Here is a 22,902-nt window from a genome sequence, read left to right on the forward strand (position 1 = left end):
GCCGCAATGGCGGCTCATGACAACAGGCTGGTGAGCAGCGCCCGCAACCGGTTGGGCTTGACCGGTTTGTTAAGCACCGGAAAATACTGGGTTTTCAGGAAACGGCGACAGGCATCGCTGCGGTCCGCGGTGATGATCGCCGCCGGCACGTCCCGCTGGAGATGGCGCCGCAGGGTGTAGATGGCCTCGCAGCCGGTTCGTTCGTCGTTGAGGTGGTAGTCCGCCAGCACCGCCTCGGGGGCGATGCTGTCCGCCTGCTGCATCGCCACCGCCATCTCCGCATTCTCGGCCGTCTGGACGTCGCAGCCCCATTGCTCCAGCAGCGCCCGCATGCTCACCAGGATCTCCGGTTCGTTGTCGATCACGAGCACCCGGCGACCGGCCAGCGAATGCGGTTCCATCGCCAGGGCGGCCGCACGGGCGGGCGGCTGTCCCTGGGACGCTGCCGCCTGCGGCACGATGACGGTGAAGCGCGAGCCCACGCCCGGCCGCGACGTCACCTCGATGCGGTGACCGAGCATGCGCACCATGCGGTCGACAATGGCCAACCCCAGCCCGACCCCCTTGCGCCCGCCGGTATGCGGCGCCGAGAGCTGGTGGAATTCGCGGAAGATGTCCTCAAGCCGGTCGGCCGGAATACCGACCCCGCTGTCCCAGACCTCCAGGTGCAACTCACCGCCGCGCGGCCGGACGTTAAGAAACACGCCACCCGTCTCGGTGTAACGGAAGGCATTGGTCAGCAGGTTGCGCAGGATGCGGGTCATCATGCGGGCGTCGGTGTGGACGATGCCCGGTCGCGAGCGCACCTGCAGCCGCAGGCCGGCGTTCTCCGCCACCGGCTCGAACTCGCCCGCCAGGCCGCCGATCAGGTCATCGACATCGACGTAGGTCAGGTCCGGCTTGATGGCCTGCTGGTCCAGTTTGGAGATATCCAGCAGGTCGGCGAGCAGGTCCTCGGCGCCTTCCAGCGCCCGGTGAACCCGGTTGATGAGCCCGCTCTCCTCCGCCGGCAATGGCCGGTCCTGCAATGTGGACACCAGCAGGCGTGCCGCATTCAGGGGCTGCAACAGGTCGTGACTGGCGGCGGCGAGATACTTGTCCTTGCTGCGGTTGGCCTCTTCCGCCGACTGGATCGCCACCACCAGCTCCCGCTCGATCTTCTCCCGCTCCTCGATCTCGCGACGCAGGCCGGTGTTGGCCTCGCGCAGCTCGCGGGTGCGGTCCTTCACCCGGGCCTCCAGCTCCTGGTTCAGCTCTTCCAGGCGCCGACGGGCCTGTTGGCGCTCAGTGATGTCGGCCACAAAGGCCTCCACCACCTCCGGCCCCAGATCGGGCCGGCGCAGCAACGTCAGCGCCACGTCCACCGCCTGGCCATCGCGGCGCAGTAGACTCAACTCGCGAGCCCGCACCTGACCTTCCGACAACAGGCTCAGGCGCACATGGTCAAAATCGCGGACACTGCAGAACAGCTGTTCGCGCAGACGGACGATGGACTGGACCAGCTCGCCGGGCGACTCGTAACCACACATCTGGGCCATGGCCGGATTGCAGGACAGCAGGCCACCGCGCAGGTCCCCCTGGAAGATGCCGTGCAGGGCGTTATCGAACAGCCACTTGTAGCGGTTGCGTTCCGCCTCCAGCTCGGCGATCCGCTCCAGCAGGGCCGGGTAGTGGCTCTTGCGGGCGGAATGACTGCCCAGTCCCAGCAGGTCCTCGACGTTGTAATGGCCGTCGGAATCCGGGGCCGGGGTTTCGGTATCAGAGGGCTTCTTCATACACCACTTCGACGTCCCGCTGGGTCGACTTACGCGGATTGGTGACGATACAGGGATCCTGCATGGCGTAGCCGGAGAGCGACGGAATGTCGCTGGTACGCACGCCCAGTTCCGCCAGCCGCTTCTCCAGGCCCACGTGCTGCTTCAGCTCGGCGATCCGGGTCAGGAGGTGCTTGCGCACGGTCGGCGGCGTCATGCCACGGGTGTCGATGCCCATGGTCTCGGTAATGCGCCGGAAGCGGTCCTCACAGGCGGAGAAATTGAAGGCCACGACGTGGTCCAGCAGCATCGCGTTGCACAGCCCGTGCGGCAGGTCGAGGAAGCCGCCCAGGCTGTGGGACATGGCGTGCACCGCCCCGAGGATGGCGTTGGAGAACGCCAGTCCCGCCTGCATCGAGCCCAACATGATCTGCTCGCGCAACTGGGCGTCTGACGGGTTGGCGATCAGCGGCTCCAGATGGGTGTTGATCAGGCGGATCGCCTCCAGCGCGTGGGCATCGGTAAGCGGCCCGCTGCCGGTGGACACGAACGCCTCGATGGCATGCACCATCGCATCCACGCCGGTACAGGCGGTCAGGAACGGGTCCATGGTCTGGGTCACTTCCGGATCGATCAGCGACACGTCCGGCACCACCGACTTGGAGATGATGGAAAACTTGAAGCGCCGGTTGGGGTCGGAAATGATCGCAAACTGGGACACGTCCGCCGATGTGCCGGCGGTCGTGGGAATCAGGATCAGCGGCGGTGATGGGATAGTGATCCGGTCCACCCCTTCAAATTCCAGGATACTGCGGCCGTGGGCACTGACAATGCCGACGCCCTTGGCACAGTCCATCGGGCTGCCGCCGCCAATGGCGATGATCACGTCACAACCGGCAGACTTGTACTGTTCCGCGCCGGCCATCACCTCCTCCACCCGGGGGTTGGCCGATACGCCGGTGAAGGTGTCGTGTTCAATTCCGGCTTCGCTGAGCAGGGTCTGGATTTCCGCCACCCAGCCGGCCCTGGCCACACCGGGGTCGGACACCAGGAACACCTTGCGGGCGCCGAAGTTGCTGGCGAAATTGGCCACGGCCTTGCGTGAGCCGGCACCAAAGACGATTTCCGGGGAGACGAACTTGCGCAGGTTGGTTACATCGTGAGCCATATCGGGTCGATCTCGTTATTATTGTGTTGCGCCGGCGATCGTGTGCGCCGGTGCCTCCATTCTAACGGAACTCAGTCCACTCTGCTGCCGCCGTCACGGGTCCACTTCATTGGCGTCCAGGCGCCCACGAAAGAACGCCAGCGTCCGGTCCAGCACCTGCGCCTGGTTTTCCGCCCGCCGGAATCCGTGGCCTTCGTCGGTAAAGCGGACCACCTCCACCGGCACCCCGCAACGGCGCAGGACATGGGCCATGGTGTCGGTCTGCTCCGGTACCACCACCGTGTCCTGCTCGCCCTGGAAGAAGATCACCGGGCTGCGGATGCGGTCGGCCCAGAACAGCGGCGTACGCTGCTGCCAGGTCGTCAGCGACACCTGCGGATCCCCCAGCAGCCAGTCCAGGTAGCCGGACTCGAAGCGGTGCGTCATGTCGCGCAGCGACTCCGGGTCGCTCACGCCGAACAGGCTGGCGCCAGCGAGAAACGTGTCCGTGTGGACCAGGGCGTTAAGCACGGTGAAGCCACCGGCACTGCGCCCGGTGACGAACGCCCGGCGGCCGTCGATGGCCTGCTGCCGATCCAGGTGCGCCACGGCATCGCCGATGTCCTCGACGTCCGCCTTGCCCCACTGGCCCTGCAACGACATCCGGAAAGCCCGGCCGTACCCGCTGCTGCCCCGGTAGTTCACATCCGCCACCGCAAAACCGTGGGAGGTCCAGAACGCCACCTGTGGATCGAACACCGGATAGGCGGCGGATGTGGGCCCCCCGTGGACCCGCATCACCACCGGCGGGCGCCCGGGTCCTCCGGCCGGCCGGTAGAGGAAGCCGAACACCGACTGGTCATCCCGGGCCCGGAAGGAAAACGGCTCCGGCGGCACCATGGCCTGGCAGGCGGCCGTATGCTCGCCGCCGGCGAGGATCTCGATGGCGCCGGATTCGGGATCGATGCGCAGGACGCTATCCAGCGCATCGACACTGCGCGCAATCACATGGACCCTGCCGCCGGCACCCTGGACCGCCCGGAAATCCGTGTAATGCTCCGCCAGGCGCCGCACCCTGCGCCCATGCTCGTCCACGATCACCAGCCCCGGCAGCCCCTGCTCGAAACAGACCCGGACCCAGCGGTTGTTCCCCAGCCAGGCATAGTGACGCTCATCCAATTGCCAGGGCGCATTGGCGCCATCCACGTTGTCCAGGGACAGGGAAATCCAGCGCCCGAAATCGTCGATCCGGTAGGCCTGCCACCAGCCGGCATGATCGGACAGGGCATAGAGGGCCTGGTCGACAAAGCAGGGTTGCTGTATCGCCGCCGGAATGGCCATCGAGCAGTCCTCGGTGGCCAGGATCGCACCATCGGTATCCAGTACGGCCCGGCGAAGCCGCGTCTGTTCCCAGGGCATGGCGGGTAGGCGCCACTCCACCCAGGCCATGGCCGTCGCGTCGGCCGACAGCACCGGGCAGCCCAGGTTGTCGGGACCACGCTCCCGACCCGCCAGCGTGATGGCCTGGCCATTTCCGACATCGATGGAGACGAGGGTCTGGCCCACGCCATAGCCGTTATCCAGATGCTCGCGCACGGCCAGCACCCGCCCACGGACCGGGTCCGCCACCAGCCCCCCATGGCGCGAATCGGGCAGGTTCGTCAGTGACCGCAGGGCGCCGCTTCGGCTGTCGAGAGCGTGGATCTGCTGATCGCCGCCATTGACCAGGTAAACCGTATCGTCCAGCACGCAGAAGGCGCCACCGCCGTAGCCGTTCACCTGACTGCGCACACTCAGGTCGTCCGGCGTCAGTTGCCGCGCCTCGCCCTCGCGCCAGCACATCAAGCGGGTCTGGCCGGAGTCCGGATCCGATTCCAGCCAGTAGACCCCATCGTCCACCACGCGCAGGTTGTCCCGCTGGGCATAGGCCGCCACCGCTGCCCGGGCCGATAGCGGTGAAGCCGTCATGTCAGGCCTTGGCGAAAACGCGCGAATTCCTGGCGTTGCGGTAGGTCAGTTCAGCGAGCGGCGCCGTGGCATGATCGGCCGCCCGTCGCGCCGCCAGGACGCGATCATGATGAGGGGATTTGCCGCACACCGGATCGGCGTTGTCGGCGTCGCCGGTGAGGAGGTAAGCCTGGCAGCGGCAGCCGCCAAAGTCCTTGTCTTTCTCATCGCAGGAGCGACAGGGCTCCGGCATCCAGGCGTCGCCCCGGTAACGGTTGAAACCCGGGCTGTCGTACCAGATGGAGGACACCGACTGATCCCGCACGCTGGGAAACTCGATGGGCAGGATGCGGGCGCTGTGACATGGCAGCGCGGTGCCGTCCGGCGCCACCGTCAGGAACAGGCTGCCCCACCCGTTCATGCAGGCCTTGGGGCGCTCCTCGTAGTAATCCGGGGTCACGAAAATCAGCTTCATCGCCGAACCGGCGGCCGCCAAACGCTCACGGTGCGCGTTGACCTTGGTCTCGGCCGTGGCAAGTTGATCCGCCGACGGCATCAGCCCTTCCCGGTTCTCGAACGCCCAGCCGTAATACTGGCAGGTGGCCAGCTCCACGAAGTCGGCCCCCAACTCCTCGCACAGGCGGATGATGTCGTCCATCTGGTGGATGTTGTGGCGGTGGATGACGAAGTTGAGCACCATGGGATAACCGGCCTCGTGGACCGCGCGGGCCATGGCCAGTTTGTTGCGGAAGGCCTTCTTCGAACCGGCGACGGCGTCGTTCAGTTCCGGGTCGGAGGCCTGGAAGCTCACCTGGATATGGTCCAGCCCCGCCTCGCGGAATTGCGCCACCTTGGCCTCGGTGAGACCGATACCGGAGGTGATCAGGTTGGTGTAGTAGCCCAGCCGGCGCGCCTCGGCGATCAGCTCCGGCAGGTCCGGCCGGACCAGCGGCTCGCCGCCGGAAAAGCCCAACTGGGCCGCGCCCATCTCCCGGGCCTCACGCAACACCCGGAACCAGCTTTCGGTATCCAGTTCGTCCCGGGTCTCGGCAAAGTCCAGCGGGTTGGAGCAATACGGACACTGCAGCGGGCAGCGGTAGGTCAGCTCCGCCAGCAGCCACAAGGGCGGCCCGGGACGCGGGTTATTCAAGGATGATCCAGTGGCGCTCACGGGCATCCTCCAGGAAGTCGCAGATGTCATTGGCCAGTGGGCCGGCATCCGGGAAGCGGGCTTCCAGCGCGGCGATGATCTCAGCCACCGAGCGCTGGCCGTCTATTGCTTCAAGGATAGCACCGGCACTGGTGTTGAGCTTGACCATTCCTTCCGGATACAGCAACACATGAGCCTGCTGGGCCGGCTCCCACTGGAAGCGAAAGCCCGGACGCAAGCGCGGTACCTGCGTGTTCATACGTTGAGTCCCCGATGCCACACCCGGGCGTCGGTCACGGTATGAAACGGTGGCGTGTGGTGCACATAGGCCATGGTCAGCGCATCCAGGATGGTCCATAGGATATCCAGCTTGAATTGGAGGATTTCCAGCGCCCGGGTTTGCAGGGCCGGCGTGTTGAAATGATCCAGGGTGATGGTCAGGCCGTGTTCCACGTCGCGGCGGGCCTCGCCCAGGCGCTTGCGGAAATAGCGGTAGCCGGAATCGTCGATCCACGGGTAATGCTGTGGCCAGCTGTCCAGCCGGGACTGGTGGATCTCCGGCGCGAACAGTTCGGTCAGCGACGAACAGGCCGCCTCCTGCCAACTCGCCCGGCGGGCGAAGTTATAGTAGGCGTCCACCGCGAAGCGCACACCCGGCAGCACGTGGCGCTGGTCGATCACTTCCTCGCGACCCAGCCCCACCGCCTCGGCCAGGCTCAGCCAAGCCTCGATGCCGCCCGGCTCTCGGCCATCGCCATCGTGGTCCAACACCCGCTGCAGCCACAGGCGGCGCACGTCCGCATCCGGGCAGTTGGCCATGATCGCCGCATCCTTGCGCGGGATGTTGACCTGGTAGTAATAGCGATTCGCCACCCAGCCCTGGATCTGCTCACGGGTGCATTCCCCCGCGTACATAGCGCGATGGTAGGGATGGTGGATATGGTAGTACTGGCCCTTGGCCCGCAACGCCTGTTCAAAGGCTGCACGGTCGAGAACCGCATGATGTCCACTCATAGGGATGGCCCCGTCAAATCCAGATGCATGCCATCCCAGGCGACTTCGATACCGTGCTGCTCCAACTCGGCTCGCTCCGGAGAATCTTCGTCCAGGATGGGATTGGTGTTGTTGATATGGATCAGTATTTTGCGCCGCGCGGGCATACTGTCGAGCAGTTCGATCATCCCGCCCGGGCCACTCTGGGCCAGGTGGCCCATCTCCTGACCGGTCTTGGTGCCAACCTCGCGCTTCCGCATTTCATCGTCGGTCCACACCGTGCCGTCCACCAGCAGCACATCGGCCCGGCGCATCCAGGCTTTCAGCGCCTCGTCCGGCTGTCCGAGCCCGGGTGCGTAGAGTACCGTGTTGCCGCTGGTCTGCTCCTCGATAAACAGGCCCACGTTGTCCCCCGGGATCGTCTTTCCCCGGCGCGGCGAGTACGGCGGCGCGTTGCTCAGCAGCGGCAGTGCGGTAATCCGCAGGGAGGGCGCGGCCGGAACCGTAAACGCCGTGTCCGCGCCACAGGGCATTTCGTGCCAGTTGAGCCCCCCGTTCCAGTGCTTGAGCATGGTGAACAGCGGGAAGCCGGTGGACAGGTCCTCGTGGACTTCCGGGGTACACCAGACATCCAGCGGACAACCCTCACGCAGGGTCAGCAGCCCGGTGGTGTGATCGATCTGGCTGTCCATCAACAGGACCGCGGCAATGCCGGTATCCCGCACCGTCCGGGCCGGTTGCATGGGTGGGAAAGCCGCCAGCTGGGCACGGATGTCCGGCGACGCGTTGCACAGGATCCAGCGCTCGCCATCCTCGCTGATCGCGATCGACGACTGGGTTCGGGGGAAGGCATTGAGGGTGCCGTTACGGACACCGTCGCAATTGGGGCAATTACAGTTCCACTGCGGGAAGCCCCCGCCAGCGGCGGAACCCAGGACATGGATCTGCATGGGGGACCTCCAAAACGCCAACGACCGGCACCGGGGCCGGCCGCTGTGTTACTGGTTCAAACTCGACCTTACCGGTTGGCGAAGTACATGGTGACTTCAAAACCGATGCGCAGATCCTCGTAAGCGGGCTTGGTCCACATAACCTTTACCTCTTGTTGTCGTCAGTAAATGGAAACCACAAATCCAGTCTAGGGCGAGTCCAGAGGGGGCCATATGGTACTTTGGAAGGAATTTTCGGGGCCGGGAATGACTCTTTTGGGCACGGCCAATCAGGTCATCCAGGAAAGCGGGGCTCCGGCTAACCAGCTGCTGCCGACAGCGCCCCCTGTTTTCACGCAGAACCCTCGCCCGACGCCCTCAGATCCGGCGCTGAAGCCATGCTGGGGCGCCTGTTTCAGGCCACCGGACCCGACGCATAAGACCTTGGTCTTATCGACCATCGTCGATATTGCGCTCGCAGGGATGAGTCTCTAATTTCTAATTGTATGATGTATGACAAATAAATGGCATTCTGTTGGCCACGGCACGAATCCATCCAGCCATACAACCAAACGTCAAGAACAAGAAACTGAACCAGGGGCACCCCGTGAGCGTCTCTCAAAGCGATGTCATTCAAGCAGTCGGCGATGGCCCGCTGGGGCCATTCGGCCACCCCTTGTCATGCCCATTCCGGAAGGGCAGCAGCACCCCGATACCGATCGATACTGCCCACCCGTTATAACGCCCCATCAAACGATCCAACAGGAGCCACCTCATGCAAACAAGAAAGCGCTTTTCTGTCACCGGTTGTCTGAAAATCACCGCCATCGCCGGCGCTCTCGCCGCCATGGCCCTGCCCGTCCAGGCCGAACAATGGCGGGGCTGGAACATCCATCCGCCGGGCTACCCGAACAGCGTGGCGTTGCAGAGCTTTGCCAAGGAGGTCGCCAAGACCACCGATGGGCGCGTCGAGCCCAAGGTCTATGACAACGCCGTCCTGGGCGATCAGCCGGATGCCATCGAGCAGACGCGCAGCGGTGCGCTGGACTTCGCCAACTTCAACATGGGCCCGATGGGGCCGATCGTTCCGGCGACCAACGTCCTCTCGCTGCCGTTTATCTTCAAGAGCGTCGATGACATGTACCGGATCATGAACGGCGAGATCGGCCAGCGCCTCGCCGATGCCCTGGCCGAGAAGAACCTCATCGCCCTGTCCTGGTTCGGCTCCGGCGCCCGCAGTCTCTACAACACCGAACATCCGATCAGAACGCCTGCGGACGTGAAGGGCATCAAGGCCCGGGTGATGAACAACGACCTGTACGTGGAAATGATCGATAACCTGGGCGGCAACGCCACACCCATGGCCTATGGTGAGGTATACCAGGCGCTGAAGACGGGCGTGATCGACGGGGCGGAGAACAACTACCCGTCCTACGAGTCCAGCGGCCATTATGAAGTCGCCAAGTACTACTCGCTGACCCAGCACCTGATCCTGCCGGAGTGCCTGTGCGTGGCCAAGTCCAGTTGGGATGCCCTCAGCGAGCAGGACCAGAAGGCAGTCCGGGCGGCGGCTGAGCATGCAGCCACGGAACAGCGGAAACTCTGGCAGGAGCGCGTCGAGAAGAGCAAGGAAAAGGTCCTGGCTTCCGGCGTGAAGATCAACGAAGTGGATGACAAGGCCGCCTTCCAGGCCAAAATGCAGCCCATCTACGACGAGTTCATCAAGCAGAATCCGCAGCTCGAGTCGCTGGTCAAGGACATCCAGGCTGCACAATAACCACCATTATCCATGAACGCCCGGGGCCTGTGTGGCCCCGGCGTTTCATGAAGGAAGAGCTACCGTGAGTTCCTATCCCGATCAACTCCACGACCAGGTGGCCGAAGCAACGCCGCAGCCGACGCTGTTCGACCGAACGCTGGATGGCATCGCCCATCTCTGCATCATCGTGGCCGGTGTCCTGATGGTGTTCCTGATCATCACCTTCGGCTGGCTGGTGTTCGGCCGCTATGTCCTCAACGACACGCCCACCTGGGTCGAACAGTCGTCCCTGGTGATCGTCGTCTACATCACCTGTCTCGGCGCCGCGGCCGGCGTGCGCAACAACAGCCACCTGAGCATCGACTTCGTCCGCGAGGCTTTGCCGCGCATCCCGCGCAACATCATGCGCTATGTCTCCGATCTGTTTGTCACCTGCTTCGGTGGTTTCATGGCTTGGCAGGGGTGGTATCTGGTGATGGAAAACCTCAGCCGCCCCGTCCCGATGATCGGTATTTCCGAGAGCTGGCGTGCGGCGCCACTGGTGATCTGCGGCGTTCTGATGGTCCTGTTTTCCTGCGTCAACATCGTTCAGCGCCTGCTGAAGTTAAAGGAGGTGTGATCCCATGGGACTCGAGATCCTGTTCGGACTGTTCTTTCTCGGCCTGATCGTTGGCGCGCCGGTGGCGTTTGCGGTCGGTCTGGCGGCCGTCGGTGCCTTCCTCTATGAAGGCCTGCCCCTGTTCGTGGCTTTTCAACGCATCCTGTCCGGCATTTCGGTGTTTTCGCTGCTGGCCATTCCCTTCTTTATCTTCGCTGGCGAGCTGATGCTCCACGGCGGTATTTCCACGCGACTGGTGCGCCTGGCGTCGGCGGCCGTGGGCCGCGTGCGGGGCGGCCTGGGCATGGTGAACGTGAGTTCGTCCATGCTGTTCGGCGGTATCTCCGGCTCGGCCGTGGCCGATACCTCGGCGCTGGGCTCGATCCTTATCCCGGTCATGAAGGAAAAAGGCTACGACGCCGATTACGCGGTCAACGTCACCGTCACCTCCTCGATCGCCGGCGTGGTGATTCCGCCCAGCCACAACATGATCCTCTACGCCGTGGCGGCCGGTGGTGGTATCTCCATCACCCAACTGTTCATCGCCGGCATCGTGCCGGGCGTGCTGATGTGCCTGGCCCTGGCGGTAGCGGCCTATGTGGTGGCGGTCAAGCGCGGTTACCAGGGCGAAGAATTCCCCGGCTGGCAGGCGCTGATCGTCAGCTTCGCCGCCGCCCTGCCCGGGCTGCTGACCGCGGTGATCATTGTCGGCGGCGTGCTGTCGGGCATCCTGACGGTGACCGAGTCCGGCGCCTTCGGCGCCATCTACGCCATCGTCGTGACCGGGCTGGTCTATCGCGAGCTGCGCTGGGAGCCGTTCAAGCGGGCGGTCTACCAGGCCGTGCGCACCACCTCGCTGGTGATGATCCTGGTGGGTTGCGCGTCGGCCTTCTCCTACCTGCTGGCGCTGTACAGCGTGCCGCAACTGCTGACCGATACGCTGCTGGGCATTTCCGACAACCCCTACGTCATCCTGCTGCTGCTCAACCTGTTGCTGCTGGGTCTGGGGATGATCATGGACATGGCGGCGCTGATCCTGATCTGCACGCCGATCTTCCTGCCGGTGGCAACGCAGTTTGGCATGGACCCGATCCAGTTCGGCATCATCATGATGATGAACCTGGGGCTGGGCCTGTGCACGCCGCCGGTGGGCTCCTGCCTGTTCGTCGGCAGCGTGATCGGCAAGATCAAGATCGAGCACGCGGTGCGCACCATCTGGCCGTTCTACCTGGCGCTGTTCGTGGTGCTGATGCTGGTGACCTACGTGCCGGCGATCTCGATGACGCTGCCCGGCTTCCTCCAGTGATGACTTTCGTTTACCCCGTCATGGGCGATCCGACATGAAGATTGAAAAGATACACACGCACATCCTCGACTATAAACTCGAACAGGCGTTCGAGAGCGCTTCGATGCGCTTCGAACGGCGCCAGCACTGCCTGGTGGAAGTGGTCTGCGACAACGGCACCGTGGGCTGGGGCGAATGCCTGGGTCCGGCAAAGGCCAATGCGGCGGTCGTCGAGCTCTACGCCGCTGCCCTGATCGGCCGCAATCCGCTGGAAACCGAAAAACTCTGGCTCGACCTCTACAACCGCCTGCGCGACCAGGGCCAGCGCGGGCTGACCGTCACTGCCCTGAGCGGGATCGATATCGCCCTGTGGGACATCAAGGGCAAGCACTACGGCGCGCCGGTCAGTGAACTGCTGGGCGGGCGTTTCCGCGAGGGCGTGCAGGCCTACGCCACCGGCTCGTTCCGCCGCGAGGGTGTCGACCGGGTCCAGGACGTGGCCGACGAAGTGGCCGGCTACGCCCGCGAGGGCTTCCACGGGGTGAAGATCAAGATCGGCTTCGACGTGGAAGAGGACCTGCGCTCGATTGCCGCCGCGCGGGAAGCCATCGGCCCCGACCGCCGGCTGATGATCGACGCCAACCACGGCTACGACCTGCTGGAAGCACTGGAAGTGGGCAAGCGGGCCGAACAATACCGCATCGACTGGTTCGAGGAACCGGTGCTGCCCGAGCAGATATCCACCTACCGCGCGGTGCGCGAGGGCCAGCCCATCCCCGTCGCCAGCGGCGAGAACTGGCACGGCCGCTACGCCATGCTCGAACCGCTTTCCACCCGTGCGGTGGACATTGCCCAGCCCGACGTGTGCGGCGTGGGTGGGTTCTCGGAAATGCGCCGGGTGGTCGACATGGCGGCCCTATTCGGCGTGCGCCTGGTGCCACACGTGTGGGGCACGGCGGTGTGCCTGGCCGCCAGCCTGCAGGTGATGGCCGCGCTGCCGCCCAACCCGCCGCGTCGCAAGCCCATCGAGCCGATCATGGAATTCGATCGCACCAAAAACCCGTTCCGCCAGGCCGTGGTTCAAACGCCCATCGAACACAACCAGGGCGTCGTCCAGATTCCGGACGGCCCGGGCCTGGGCATCGAGATCAACCGTGACGCGTTGCGCCAATTCGCTTTGAAGGAGACCTGAGCGTGTCAGAGATTCCCGCCAACACCCGCCCGCTCGACGGACCGGCGCCGATGCTAAAGGCGCCGCCCGGGGCTACGGACTGCCACATTCATCTGTACCTGCCGGGCTACGACGCCCAGCCGGGCGGCCCGAAGATTCCCGAGCTGGCCACGGTCGAGAACTACCGCCAGCTCCAGCGGTGGCTGTCGCTCGAACGGGTGGTGGTCACCCAGCCCAATGCCTACCAGCGCGACAACAGCGCCCTGCTGGCCGCGCTCGACCAGTTGGGTACCGAGACCGCCCGCGGTGTGGCTGCGGTAACGCCGGAAACACCGGACAGCGACCTGCAGGCCTGGCACGACCAGGGCATCCGCGGGACACGCATCATGAACCTGCCGGGCGGCGCGGTCACCAACGACGACATGCTGGCCGTCGAGCGGCGCATCCGCCCGCTGGGCTGGCACCTGATGGTGCAGTTCAACGGCTGCCAACTGGACGATTACCTCGATAACCTCAAGCGCATCGAAGGCAGGTACATCATCGACCACATCGGGAAGTTCATGCCGCCGGTGCCGGCGGACGACGCCCGGGTCGATGAGATCCTGCGGCTGCTCGATCGCGGCAACGCCTGGTTCAAGATCTGCGCCGGCTACGAGGCCAGCCGAACCGGCGGCCCCGAGTACGCGGACATCGGGGCCATCGCCCAACGGGTTATCGCCCATGCCCCCGAGCGCATCATCTGGGGCACCAACTGGCCGCATGTGGGCGTGCCCCGCAAACAGTACCCCAATGACGCCGACCAGCTCGACGTGCTGCTTAGATGGGCCAGCCCCGAGGTGCGCCAGAAGATCCTGGTGGACAACCCGGCGGTGCTGTACGGCTTCTGAATCGAGAACGCCTCCGGATCGCTCCGGGGCCCAACCATCATCCAAGCGAGACCAGCTCGCCACGCGGGCTGGCCGCCAGAGAAGGAGACCATCATGCTCAAACGACTCTTGGTGACCGGCGCGGCCGGCGGTGTGGGCCGCGCAATTCGCCCGCACCTGCAGACGTTGGCAGAAACCGTCCGCCTGTCGGACATCGCCGACCTCGGCGAGGCCGCCGCACACGAGGAACGGATGCCCTGCGATCTGGCCGACGCCCAGGCGGTTAACGAGCTGGTGAAAGGTTGCGACGGCATCATTCACCTGGGCGGCGTGTCGGTGGAACAGCCCTGGAGCGACATCCTCCAGGCCAATATCATCGGCGCCTACAACCTCTACGAAGCGGCCCGGAACCTGGGCAAACCGCGCATCGTATTCGCCAGCTCCAACCACACCATCGGCTACTACCCGCGCACCGCGCGACTGGATACGGAAGTGCCGCGCCGGCCCGACTCCCTGTACGGCCTGTCCAAATGCTTCGGCGAGGATCTGGCGAGCCTGTATTTCCACAAATTCGATGTCGAAACCCTCAGCGTGCGCATCGGCTCGTGCTTCCCTGAACCAAAGGACGCGCGGATGATGGCCACCTGGCTGAGCGTCGACGACTTCATGCGCCTGATGCAGCGCGCCTTCGTGACCCCCAAGCTGGGCTGCACCGTCGTCTACGGCGCCTCGGCGAACACCGAGCAGTGGTGGGACAACAGCAAGTCGGCGTTTCTCGGTTGGGCGCCGCAGGACAGCTCAGAGCCCTGGCGGGCCGAAGTCGAAGCGCAGGAGGGGCCGAGTGACCCTCACGATCCGTCCGTCCTCTATCAGGGCGGCAAGTTCGTGACGGCCGGACATCCCGACGATCAGTGAACGCAGGTGGCCTGTCCGGGTGGGCGGGCCACAATCAATCCCGAGAAGCAGTGGAACCCGATATGGCAGGCACCAACGACGAAACGAAGGGGTTGAACGTCCAGCGCGTTTCACGGGAAGGCAGTCTCTCGATGTATGTGGCGGACCAGCTCGAGACGCTGATCGTCACCGGCAGGATCCCTGTCGGCGAGAAGCTGCCCACGGAAAGCGGCCTGTGCGAGTCCTTCGGGGTGAGCCGGACGGTGGTCCGCGAAGCGGTGGCTCATCTCAAGTCGCTGGGGCTCGTCGAGACCCGCCGTGGCGTGGGCTCCACGGTATTGCGCAACACCGCACCGGAGGCCATGCCCGCCAACCGGATCCGCCCGACCACGGTTGACGACATCCTGCACGTGCTCGAACTGCGCCTGAACCTCGAGCCGGCCGCCGCCGAGTTGGCGGCGCGGCGTCATACCGACGAGGACAAGCGCATCCTGCGGGAAAAGCACGCCGCTTTCATGCAGGCCCGGGCCCGCGACGGCCAGGCACGCAACGAGGATTTCGAGTTCCACTGCGCCATTGCCGCAGCCACCCACAACCCCTTCTTCCAGTCGTTCTACGAACAACTGAGCCACGGCATCATCCCCCGGGCCAAGCTGATGAGCATCGAGATCAACACCTCGGCCACCCACAAATACCTGGCCCGTGTTGAAGACGAGCACGCCGATGTGCTCGAAGCCATCCTCGCCCGCGACGGCGAAGCGGCCCGCGAGATGATGTATCAGCACCTGAACCGGGCCCGGAATATGTACGCGACCTTTCAGGAGTCTTAGGTAACAACACAGGGCAGCCCAACCTACTTGACTGAAGGAACCGGCGTTAAATGTAGCCGACGCTTCAGCTTCGGAGCAGGCGCCAGCCTGCCAATCGCCCCCGGAGCTCAATGCCAGAAACCAGGCGCCTGACGGCGCCTCCGAAGCTGAAGCGTCGGCTACATTGTTCCGGTAAGCCATTGGGAAGCCCATAAAAAAGCGGCCCCAAACGGGGCCGCAAACAATGGCAGGAGGACACAGACGCAATCTGTTTGGGTCCGTTCGGAGGGCCGGACCGTTACCAGTTGACACCTCCCTGTGTCACCTCGCCTCGTCTACTGACTTCTCAGCCAGTTCGGGTCTCGCAAGGCCTCAGAAGAAGCCCAGCGGGTTGGTGTCGTAGCTGATCAGCATGTTCTTGGTTTGCTGATAGTGTTCAAGCGCCAGTTTGTGGGTCTCACGGCCAACACCGGATTTCTTGTAGCCGCCGAAGGCCGCACCCGCCGGGTAGGCATGGTAGCAGTTCATCCACACCCGACCGGCCTGGATGCCGCGGCCCATCCGGTACTGGCGGTTGGTGTCGCGGGTCCACACGCCGGCGCCCAGACCGAACTCGGTGTCATTGGCAATCGCCAGCGCTTCCGCTTCGTCCTTGAAGGTGGTGACGCCAACAACCGGGCCGAAGATCTCTTCCTGGAAGACACGCATCTTGTTGTCGCCCTTGAACAGGGTCGGCTGGATGTAGAAGCCGTTGTTGAACTCGACATCCAGCTCTTCCTTGCCGCCGCCGGTCAACACTTCGGCGCCTTCCTGCTTGCCGATTTCCAGGTAGGACATGATCTTGTCGAACTGTTCCTTACTGGCCTGGGCACCCACCTGTACGTCGGTATCCAGCGGATTACCGCGCTTGATGGACTTGGTGCGCTCGATGACCTTGGCCATGAACTCGTCGTAGATGTCTTCCTGGACCAGCGCCCGGGACGGACAGGTGCACACTTCGCCCTGGTTGAAGAACGCCAGCACCACACCCTCGACGCACTTGTCGATGAACTCCGGCTCGGCCTGCATGATGTCGGAGAAGTAGATGTTCGGCGACTTGCCGCCCAGCTCGACCGTGGACGGAATGATGTTCTCGGCGGCGCACTTCATGATGTGCGAGCCGACCGGCGTGGAGCCGGTGAACGCGATCTTGGCGATGCGCTTGCTGGTGGCCAGGGCCTGACCGGCTTCGCTGCCGAAGCCGTTGACGATGTTGACCACGCCCGGCGGCAGCAGGTCGCCGATCAGTTCCATCACGACCAGGATGGAGGCCGGGGTCTGCTCGGCCGGCTTGAGTACGGTGCAGTTACCGGCGGCCAGGCACGGCGCCAGCTTCCAGGCGGCCATCAGGATCGGGAAGTTCCAGGGGATGATCTGGCCGACAACGCCCAGCGGCTCGTGGAAATGGTAGGCAATGGTGTTGCCGTCGATCTCGCCCATATGGCCTTCCTGGGCACGGATGCAGCCGGCGAAATAGCGGAAGTGATCCACCGCCAGCGGGATGTCGGCATTCAGGGTCTCGCGGACCGCCTTGCCGTTGTCCCAGGTTTCCGCCACGGCCAGCAGCTCGACGTTCTGCTCGAGGCGGTCGGCAATCTTCAGCAGGATGTTGGAACGCTCGGTGGCCGAGGTCTGGCCCCAGGCCGGCGCGGCCTTGTGGGCGGCATCCAGTGCCAGGTCGATGTCTTCCGCGGTGGAACGCGGGATTTCACAGATCACATCACCGGTAACCGGGGTGATGTTCTCGAAATACTGCCCTTTCACCGGCGCGACCCATTCGCCACCGATGTAGTTTTCGTAGCGGGATTTAAAGGAGACGACGGAGCCTTCCTTACCAGGTTGAGCGTAAATCATGATGGTGACCTCTCTTGTTATATGGCCGCGACTGCTCATGGACCGCAAGGGGCGGTCCTGCGTCTACGATTTCACTCTAGCTACCACCTGTTGGCTGCGAAATGGTCCCTTCGATGCGTCCATCTCGTTATTTGGTAGTAGGAAAAAATCGGCATAAGTTCAAATAAAAAAGGGCTCCATCGGAACCCTTTTTGTAAGCGCCGGGCCCAAGCCCCGGCATACGTGGCCTGGCGGCCACCCCTGGCTTCATTACGGGTCGTTAAGGACCCGTGTACCAGGGAGGGTCACCGGCCACCGCGATAGGTCAGCGGCTGGCCACGTTGTCGTTCGGCAGTTTGAAAGTCCACACGGTACCGCCCTGGTTGAAATCCTTCACCACCTTGGCGACCTCGCCGCCCCACAGTGGGACCGCGCCGCCCCAGCCGGTGGTGATGGAGACGTACTGCTCGCCGCCCATCTTCCAGGTGATCGGCGTGCCGACGATGCCGGTACCGGTGTTGAACTTGTACAGTTCCTTGCCGGTGCGGGCGTCAAACGCCTTGAAGTAGCCTTCCGGCGTGCCGGTGAACACCAGGTTGCCGGCGGTGGTCATGACACCACCCCACAGCGGCGCGGTGTTCTCGTAGCGCCAGACTTCCTTGCCGGTCTTCGGATCCATTGCCCGCAGCACGCCAATGTAGTCATCGTGGGCCGGTTTGATGGTGAACCCGGCACCCAGGTAGGCCGCGCCCTTCTTGTAGGACACCGGCTCGTTCCAGATGTCCATGGACCACTCGTTGGACGGCACGTAGAACAGCTCGGTGTTCGGGTTATAGGCGACCGGCATCCAGTTCTTGCCGCCGAGGAAGGCCGGCTGGGCCACGACCACCTTGCCCTTCTCGCCCTTCATGTCCGCCGGATCGCCCGGGCGACCGTTTTCGGCGTAGATCGGACGACCGTTCTCATCCAGGCCCTTGGCCCAGGTGATCTTGTCCACGAACGGGAAGCCGCGGATGAAGTCGCCGTTCTCCCGGTTCAGCACGTACATGAAGCCGTTCCGGTCGGCGGTGGCGGCGGCCTTGATGGTCTTACCGTTTTCCTTCAGGTCGAAGGAGACCAGCTCGTTGACGCCGTCATAGTCCCAGCCGTCGTGCGGAGTGGTCTGGAAGTGCCACTTGATGCTGCCGTCGTCCGGGTCGATCGCCAGACGGGAGGAGGAGAACAGGTTGTCGCCCGGACGCAGGTGCGAGTTCCACGGGGCCGGGTTACCGGTGCCGAAGAACAGGCTGTCGGTTTCCGGATCGTAGGTGCCGCCGAGCCAGGTCGCGGCGCCGCCGTTCTTCCACATGTCACCGGGCCAGGTCTTGCCGGGCGCGCCGCCGGAGATGCCGTTCTCGATCTTCTTGCCGTCCTTGTAGACGTAGCCCATGTGACCTTCCACGGTCGGGCGGGTCCACAGGATTTCGCCGGTGTTCGGGTCGTAGGCTTCGACCTTGCCGACGATACCGAACTCACCGCCGGACACGCCGGTGATCAGCTTGCCCTTGACGATGATCGGCGCCGCGGTGATGGAGTAACCGGCCTGGTAGTCGGCCACTTTCTTGATCCAGACTACCTTGCCGGTGTCCTTGTTCAGGGCGACCAGCTTGGCGTCCAGCGTGCCGAAGATCACCTTGTCGCCGTACAGGGCCACACCCCGGTTGACCACGTCACAGCAGGGCATGATGCCGTCCGGCAGGCGGGCGTCGTACTGCCAGATTTCCTCGCCGGTCTTGGCGTCGATGGCGTATACGCGGGAATAGGAGGCGGAGACGTACATCACGCCGTCTTTCACCAGCGGCTGGGATTCCTGGCCGCGCTGCTTCTCACCGCCGAAGGAGAACGCCCACACCGGCTGCAGCTGCTTGACGTTCTCGGTGGACAGGTCGTTCATCGGGCTGTAACGCTGGCCCTGCAGACCCATGCCGTAAGTCACCACATCGTCGACCGTGTCCTGGTCCTTGAGCAGGTCGTCGTCGGTGACGCCGGCGGCCTGGACACTCCATGAAACAGCCAGCGCCAGCGCACTGGCGGCAAACTGTTTTCCGAATCGTGTTGCATACATGGTTGCGCTCTCCCATTACTCTTGTTGTCAGATTCAGCAACGAACCGGGAACGTTTCCCGCCTCTCCTGACATTCTTGGATTTGGCAACCTGTGCAACAATTGACCCGCAGACCAAGTTATCTCATCACTTGGTAGTAAGACCCGGCTGAATCATCCCCGGGGACGCAGCCCCAATGTAGCCGACGCTTCAGCTTCGGAGCCGACCGCAGGGCGGCCCTTTCCGGCACGAGCGAATACCGGACTACCCGGCGTCACCCGCCTGGGGCCCTGGCGGGCCCTCCGAAGCTGAAGCGTCGGCTACACAGGAATGACTCCCCCAACCCTCATAGCCATCCTCACGAGGCACCTGGGACGCAGGAGCAAAATGTAGCCGATGCTTCAGCTTCGGAGCCGTCCGCAGGGCGGCCTTTTCAGGCACGAGCGAGTACCGGACCACCCGGCGTCACCCATCCGGGGCCCTGCCGGGCCCTCCGAAGCTGAAGCGTCGGCTACACAGGAATGACTCCCCCAACCCGCATAGCCATCCTGACGCGGCGCCTGGAAAGCAGGAGCAAAATGTAGCCGATGCTTTAGCTTCGGAGCCGTCCGCAGGGCGGCCTTTTCAGGCACGAGCGAATACCGGACTACCCGGCGTCACCCGCCCGGGGCCCTGCCGGGCCCTCCGAAGCTGAAGCGTCGGCTACACAGGAATGACTCCCCCAACCCTCATAGCCATCCTGACGCGGCGCCTGGAAAGCAGGAGCAAAATGTAGCCGATGCTTCAGCTTCGGAGCCGTCCGCAGGGCGGCCTTTTCAGGCACGAGCGAGTACCGGACCACCCGATGTCACCCGCCCGGGGCCCTGCCGGGCCCTCCGAAGCTAAAGCGTCGGCTACATTGGAACCACAACCTCCAGACACAAAAAAGCCCGGAACAGGCCGGGCATAACGTGACGGATTCCCGCCTCAATGGGTGTCCCACGGGATCAGGGCGAACCGCAGGACACCGGTTAACCTATTCTTCCGGCAACATCCTCAACGCCGCCTGCTCATACCGCGGATACAGATGCGTCGTCGATCGGATCAACTCATACGACGCCTCGGCAATCGAGTCAAAGCGCCCGGGAATCGGTGTGCGCATGACTTCATTCGCCGTCAGCCCCCGGTTGGCGCTGCTCTTGAACAGGGCGTCCAGCCAGGTCATGTAGGCGTGCATCTGCCGAAAGGCGCGGTCGTCGGTAACCATCGGGCCATGGCCAGGCACCAGGCGCTCGAAGGGAATCTCCGCCAGCAGATCCAGCTCCTGCTGCCAGGTGTCCAGCCCCGGCGACTGGGGCGTGGTGATGGCGCGGTTGTAGAACACCATGTCGCCGGCGAACAGCGTGCCGGTGGTCTTGTCGAGGATCACCAGGTCGGCTCCGGTGTGCCCGGTGAAGCCCCAGAGCTGGAAAGTGTGATTGCCGACTATCAGCGGACCCGGCGCCAGCTCTTGCGTGGGCAGCACCACCTGGGTACCGCGCATCCAGTCGCCGATCATGCGGTACATGTTGTCGGAGAAGGCTTCGCCATCCCGTTCCAGCAGCGCCGTGGTCTCGGGCAGCGCCGACAGGCTCCGCTCCGGGAAAGCCTGGTTGCCGAAGGCGTGGTCCGGATGATGGTGGGTGATCAGCACGTGGGTGACGGGCTGGTCGGTGATCTTGCGGATCGCGTCGTGCAGCGCATCGCCGTATTGCAGCGAGGGGCCCGTGTCGATCACCACCACGCCGGCGTCGGTGACGATGAACGCCGTATTGACGATGTTGCCGCCGTTCTCCTTCGAGAAATTCTCGGTCTTGCCCTCCACCATCCAGGTATCGGGGGCGATCTGCTTCGGCTCCAGGTGATAGCGCAACGCCGCCTGGGCCGGCAGCGCCATCACCGCCAGCAGGATCAGACACCACCGCGTCATAACGCCTCCCCGACCTGCCGCTGGAACTGGTTGCCGTTGTTGTCGCGCATCCACACCTCGTACTGGGGCGGCGCGTCCGGCAGTTCGAACACGAACATCGGATTCTCCGCTGCGGACTCCGAGAGGGTCATCTTCAGCAGGGGCTCGTCCTGCCCGCCAGCCGTGTCGCGGATTTCCAGCGTCTCGATGTGGAAGGCGGGGATGTTGCCCACCATGCCCGAGTCCATCGGGTGCCTTACATAGACCTTCAGCCGCGACTGGTTGGCCGGTGAAAACGCGCCACCGCGGATCTGGCCGAAGTGCTCTTCCCAATTGGGGTCGGACGACGCCTGGCTCGGCGCGGTACACCCGCCGCCGGCCGCATCCACATGGGCGCTGCCCACGTGCCAGACGCCGGACTCGTCCTGCACCGCTGCGCGCACGGTCGTGGCCTGCTGCACGCGGAAGTTCAGCGAGACCACCGTCACCCGGGTTTGCGGCACGTAGGTGAACAGATGAGGGATGGGGTTGAGATCCACCCAGGTGATGACTTTCTGCACTGGCGCGTCGAACCCCGACAGGTCCACCGTCAGCGGCACCTGGGACGAGTCCTCGGCAAACGGCGGCACTTCCAGGTTCACGCGATCGTCCAGTACCACCTCGGCCTTTTCCCCCAGGTAGCGCTCCAGGTTGTAGTCCCACATGGGCGAGCCGTAGGGGTCTTTCGGGTACGCCGCCAGGCCGGTACTGGCAAGCGCCCCCGCCAGCAGCAATGCGTGACGCAGCATGGTCATTCCTCCGCCTGCCCCAGCACTTCCTCGTAATAGGCCGGGAGGCCGTAGCGCAGCCCGTAGTGCTCATAGATGGCCTTCATCTCGCCATCGCGCACCATCTTGTCGGCTGCCGCCTCGATGGCGTACTTGAGCTGCCGGTGGGAACTCTTCACCGCCATGCCCACATCCCACTGCTGCTTGGCGATACCGGGGAAGCCATTCTCGGCCAGTTTGAAGCGGTGGTCCGGATCGGTCGCCAACAGGTAGTCGACTTCCGCCCGCATGCCCATGATCGCCGATACCTCGTTCGCCACCATGGCGTCGAACGCCTCGCCAATGCTGTGGTAGTGATGGGTCTGGTTGCGCATGCGGCCGCGGAAGGCGGAGCTCAGGTAGAAATCCGGCAGGCTGTCGATCTCGACGCCGATCGGGTTGTACTGGAACACCGCCACCGTCTGCACGGCCTCCAGGTCGTTGGGGTCGTAGGCGATCTGCCACTGTTCCTTCTGGTAGGGGCCGAACATCACCACTTCCTCGTTGACCATCTCCCCGGTGGACTCGGTCATGTAGGCGTAGTCGGTGTCGTAGGGCACGCGCATCATCACATCGGCGATGCGGCGCTTGGCCAGGTAATGGCCCTTCCAGACGTTGTTGCGCAGGTCGTCCTGCAGGGTCTCGTCCGGGGTGATCCAGTGCACCTGGAAATCCACGCCCAGCTTTTTGGCAATGGCCCGGCCCACGTCCACATCGACGCCGGCGGGCTGGCCATCCTGCACGAAGGAATACGGCGGGAAGTTCTCGTACACGCCCACCCGCAGGTAACCGGACTCGATCACCTTGTCGTAGGTGCGATCCGGCGGACGGTCCAGCACGGACTCCGCCAGCGCCGGACCGGTCAGAACCAGCAGCGCGAGAACGGCAAGATACCGAACAGCGACCATACGCC

Annotated in this window: 20 protein-coding genes; 7 read left to right on the top strand and 13 right to left on the bottom strand. The window is 64.2% G+C overall.

Annotation, left to right across the window (positions count from 1 at the left end; genetic code table 11):
- Positions 1 to 14 precede the first annotated feature (14 nt).
- The 8 genes from EZI54_RS15975 to pqqA all read right to left on the bottom strand — a co-directional run bounded on the left by EZI54_RS15975 (position 15) and on the right by pqqA (position 8,081).
- Positions 15 to 1,775 (bottom strand): PAS domain-containing hybrid sensor histidine kinase/response regulator, encoded by a 1,761-nt coding sequence (locus tag EZI54_RS15975; RefSeq protein WP_131482883.1) that lies wholly within the window; start codon positions 1,773 to 1,775, stop codon positions 15 to 17.
- The gene (ercA, locus tag EZI54_RS15980; protein WP_131482884.1) at positions 1,759 to 2,922 is read right to left on the bottom strand and encodes an alcohol dehydrogenase-like regulatory protein ErcA; all 1,164 of its coding nucleotides are present in this window, start codon (positions 2,920 to 2,922) and stop codon (positions 1,759 to 1,761) included. Before ercA ends, EZI54_RS15975 begins: the two co-directional genes overlap by 17 nt.
- Before the next feature lie 93 nt (positions 2,923 to 3,015).
- Positions 3,016 to 4,869, bottom strand: a complete 1,854-nt coding sequence (locus EZI54_RS15985) for an alpha/beta hydrolase family protein (RefSeq protein ID WP_131482885.1) — start codon at positions 4,867 to 4,869, stop codon at positions 3,016 to 3,018.
- A gap of 1 nt (position 4,870) precedes the next feature.
- Positions 4,871 to 6,025, bottom strand: coding sequence for a pyrroloquinoline quinone biosynthesis protein PqqE (pqqE, locus tag EZI54_RS15990; RefSeq protein WP_131482886.1), 1,155 nt, complete (start codon positions 6,023 to 6,025; stop codon positions 4,871 to 4,873).
- The gene (gene pqqD, locus EZI54_RS15995; protein ID WP_131482887.1) at positions 5,991 to 6,257 is read right to left on the bottom strand and encodes a pyrroloquinoline quinone biosynthesis peptide chaperone PqqD; all 267 of its coding nucleotides are present in this window, start codon (positions 6,255 to 6,257) and stop codon (positions 5,991 to 5,993) included. Before pqqD ends, pqqE begins: the two co-directional genes overlap by 35 nt.
- Positions 6,254 to 7,012, bottom strand: a complete 759-nt coding sequence (gene pqqC, locus EZI54_RS16000) for a pyrroloquinoline-quinone synthase PqqC (protein WP_131482888.1) — start codon at positions 7,010 to 7,012, stop codon at positions 6,254 to 6,256. Before pqqC ends, pqqD begins: the two co-directional genes overlap by 4 nt.
- Positions 7,009 to 7,941 carry a pyrroloquinoline quinone biosynthesis protein PqqB gene (pqqB, locus tag EZI54_RS16005; protein WP_131482889.1) on the bottom strand — a complete coding sequence of 311 codons (933 nt, stop codon included), beginning with the start codon at positions 7,939 to 7,941 and terminating at the stop codon, positions 7,009 to 7,011. The genes pqqC and pqqB overlap by 4 nt, the downstream gene beginning before the upstream one ends.
- A 68-nt stretch (positions 7,942 to 8,009) precedes the next feature.
- The gene (gene pqqA, locus EZI54_RS16010; RefSeq protein WP_007153157.1) at positions 8,010 to 8,081 is read right to left on the bottom strand and encodes a pyrroloquinoline quinone precursor peptide PqqA; all 72 of its coding nucleotides are present in this window, start codon (positions 8,079 to 8,081) and stop codon (positions 8,010 to 8,012) included.
- Positions 8,082 to 8,695: 614 nt separating this feature from the next.
- Here pqqA and EZI54_RS16015 point away from each other — a divergent pair.
- The 7 genes from EZI54_RS16015 (at position 8,696) to EZI54_RS16045 (ending at position 15,323) form a co-directional block, all read left to right on the top strand.
- Positions 8,696 to 9,697 carry a TRAP transporter substrate-binding protein gene (locus EZI54_RS16015; protein ID WP_131482890.1) on the top strand — a complete coding sequence of 334 codons (1,002 nt, stop codon included), beginning with the start codon at positions 8,696 to 8,698 and terminating at the stop codon, positions 9,695 to 9,697.
- Between the two features lie 64 nt (positions 9,698 to 9,761).
- Positions 9,762 to 10,298 (top strand): TRAP transporter small permease, encoded by a 537-nt coding sequence (locus EZI54_RS16020; protein ID WP_131482891.1) that lies wholly within the window; start codon positions 9,762 to 9,764, stop codon positions 10,296 to 10,298.
- A 4-nt stretch (positions 10,299 to 10,302) separates the two neighbouring features.
- On the top strand, positions 10,303 to 11,583 hold the full coding sequence (locus tag EZI54_RS16025; protein ID WP_131482892.1) for a TRAP transporter large permease: 1,281 nt from the start codon (positions 10,303 to 10,305) through the stop codon (positions 11,581 to 11,583).
- Between the two features lie 34 nt (positions 11,584 to 11,617).
- Positions 11,618 to 12,754, top strand: coding sequence for a mandelate racemase/muconate lactonizing enzyme family protein (locus EZI54_RS16030; protein WP_131482893.1), 1,137 nt, complete (start codon positions 11,618 to 11,620; stop codon positions 12,752 to 12,754).
- A gap of 2 nt (positions 12,755 to 12,756) precedes the next feature.
- Complete coding sequence (locus EZI54_RS16035; RefSeq protein ID WP_131482894.1) at positions 12,757 to 13,620, top strand: amidohydrolase family protein; 864 nt, start codon at positions 12,757 to 12,759, stop codon at positions 13,618 to 13,620.
- Positions 13,621 to 13,713: 93 nt separating this feature from the next.
- Positions 13,714 to 14,514 carry an NAD-dependent epimerase/dehydratase family protein gene (locus tag EZI54_RS16040; protein ID WP_131482895.1) on the top strand — a complete coding sequence of 267 codons (801 nt, stop codon included), beginning with the start codon at positions 13,714 to 13,716 and terminating at the stop codon, positions 14,512 to 14,514.
- Between the two features lie 62 nt (positions 14,515 to 14,576).
- Positions 14,577 to 15,323 (top strand): FadR/GntR family transcriptional regulator, encoded by a 747-nt coding sequence (locus tag EZI54_RS16045; protein ID WP_131482896.1) that lies wholly within the window; start codon positions 14,577 to 14,579, stop codon positions 15,321 to 15,323.
- A gap of 351 nt (positions 15,324 to 15,674) precedes the next feature.
- Here EZI54_RS16045 and exaC read toward each other — a convergent pair whose 3' ends face one another.
- From exaC to EZI54_RS16070, 5 genes are all read right to left on the bottom strand, one after another.
- Positions 15,675 to 17,195, bottom strand: a complete 1,521-nt coding sequence (gene exaC, locus EZI54_RS16050) for an acetaldehyde dehydrogenase ExaC (RefSeq protein ID WP_131482897.1) — start codon at positions 17,193 to 17,195, stop codon at positions 15,675 to 15,677.
- Between the two features lie 304 nt (positions 17,196 to 17,499).
- Positions 17,500 to 19,278 carry a PQQ-dependent methanol/ethanol family dehydrogenase gene (locus EZI54_RS16055; RefSeq protein WP_131482898.1) on the bottom strand — a complete coding sequence of 593 codons (1,779 nt, stop codon included), beginning with the start codon at positions 19,276 to 19,278 and terminating at the stop codon, positions 17,500 to 17,502.
- Between the two features lie 993 nt (positions 19,279 to 20,271).
- Positions 20,272 to 21,204 (bottom strand): quinoprotein relay system zinc metallohydrolase 1, encoded by a 933-nt coding sequence (locus EZI54_RS16060; protein ID WP_131482899.1) that lies wholly within the window; start codon positions 21,202 to 21,204, stop codon positions 20,272 to 20,274.
- On the bottom strand, positions 21,201 to 21,971 hold the full coding sequence (locus tag EZI54_RS16065; protein ID WP_165495773.1) for a quinoprotein dehydrogenase-associated SoxYZ-like carrier: 771 nt from the start codon (positions 21,969 to 21,971) through the stop codon (positions 21,201 to 21,203). The genes EZI54_RS16060 and EZI54_RS16065 overlap by 4 nt, the downstream gene beginning before the upstream one ends.
- Before the next feature lie 2 nt (positions 21,972 to 21,973).
- Positions 21,974 to 22,897, bottom strand: a complete 924-nt coding sequence (locus tag EZI54_RS16070; RefSeq protein WP_131482901.1) for a substrate-binding periplasmic protein — start codon at positions 22,895 to 22,897, stop codon at positions 21,974 to 21,976.
- Positions 22,898 to 22,902: the final 5 nt, after the last annotated feature.

Source organism: Marinobacter halodurans (assembly GCF_004327985.1).
Lineage (GTDB): Bacteria > Pseudomonadota > Gammaproteobacteria > Pseudomonadales > Oleiphilaceae > Marinobacter_A > Marinobacter_A halodurans.

Bases quoted from the DNA above. Each gene is read 5' to 3' on its own strand.
- pqqC (WP_131482888.1), bottom strand. From the start codon at position 7,012: ATGAGTGGACATCATGCGGTTCTCGACCGTGCAGCCTTTGAACAGGCG.
- exaC (WP_131482897.1), bottom strand. From the start codon at position 17,195: ATGATTTACGCTCAACCTGGTAAGGAAGGCTCCGTCGTCTCCTTTAAA.
- EZI54_RS16040 (WP_131482895.1), top strand. From the start codon at position 13,714: ATGCTCAAACGACTCTTGGTGACCGGCGCGGCCGGCGGTGTGGGCCGC.
- EZI54_RS15975 (WP_131482883.1), bottom strand. From the start codon at position 1,775: ATGAAGAAGCCCTCTGATACCGAAACCCCGGCCCCGGATTCCGACGGC.
- EZI54_RS16065 (WP_165495773.1), bottom strand. From the start codon at position 21,971: ATGCTGCGTCACGCATTGCTGCTGGCGGGGGCGCTTGCCAGTACCGGC.
- pqqE (WP_131482886.1), bottom strand. From the start codon at position 6,025: ATGCCCGTGAGCGCCACTGGATCATCCTTGAATAACCCGCGTCCCGGG.
- EZI54_RS16015 (WP_131482890.1), top strand. From the start codon at position 8,696: ATGCAAACAAGAAAGCGCTTTTCTGTCACCGGTTGTCTGAAAATCACC.
- pqqB (WP_131482889.1), bottom strand. From the start codon at position 7,941: ATGCAGATCCATGTCCTGGGTTCCGCCGCTGGCGGGGGCTTCCCGCAG.
- EZI54_RS16025 (WP_131482892.1), top strand. From the start codon at position 10,303: ATGGGACTCGAGATCCTGTTCGGACTGTTCTTTCTCGGCCTGATCGTT.
- EZI54_RS16030 (WP_131482893.1), top strand. From the start codon at position 11,618: ATGAAGATTGAAAAGATACACACGCACATCCTCGACTATAAACTCGAA.
- ercA (WP_131482884.1), bottom strand. From the start codon at position 2,922: ATGGCTCACGATGTAACCAACCTGCGCAAGTTCGTCTCCCCGGAAATC.
- pqqD (WP_131482887.1), bottom strand. From the start codon at position 6,257: ATGAACACGCAGGTACCGCGCTTGCGTCCGGGCTTTCGCTTCCAGTGG.
- EZI54_RS16070 (WP_131482901.1), bottom strand. From the start codon at position 22,897: ATGGTCGCTGTTCGGTATCTTGCCGTTCTCGCGCTGCTGGTTCTGACC.
- EZI54_RS15985 (WP_131482885.1), bottom strand. From the start codon at position 4,869: ATGACGGCTTCACCGCTATCGGCCCGGGCAGCGGTGGCGGCCTATGCC.
- EZI54_RS16060 (WP_131482899.1), bottom strand. From the start codon at position 21,204: ATGACGCGGTGGTGTCTGATCCTGCTGGCGGTGATGGCGCTGCCGGCC.
- EZI54_RS16055 (WP_131482898.1), bottom strand. From the start codon at position 19,278: ATGTATGCAACACGATTCGGAAAACAGTTTGCCGCCAGTGCGCTGGCG.
- EZI54_RS16045 (WP_131482896.1), top strand. From the start codon at position 14,577: ATGGCAGGCACCAACGACGAAACGAAGGGGTTGAACGTCCAGCGCGTT.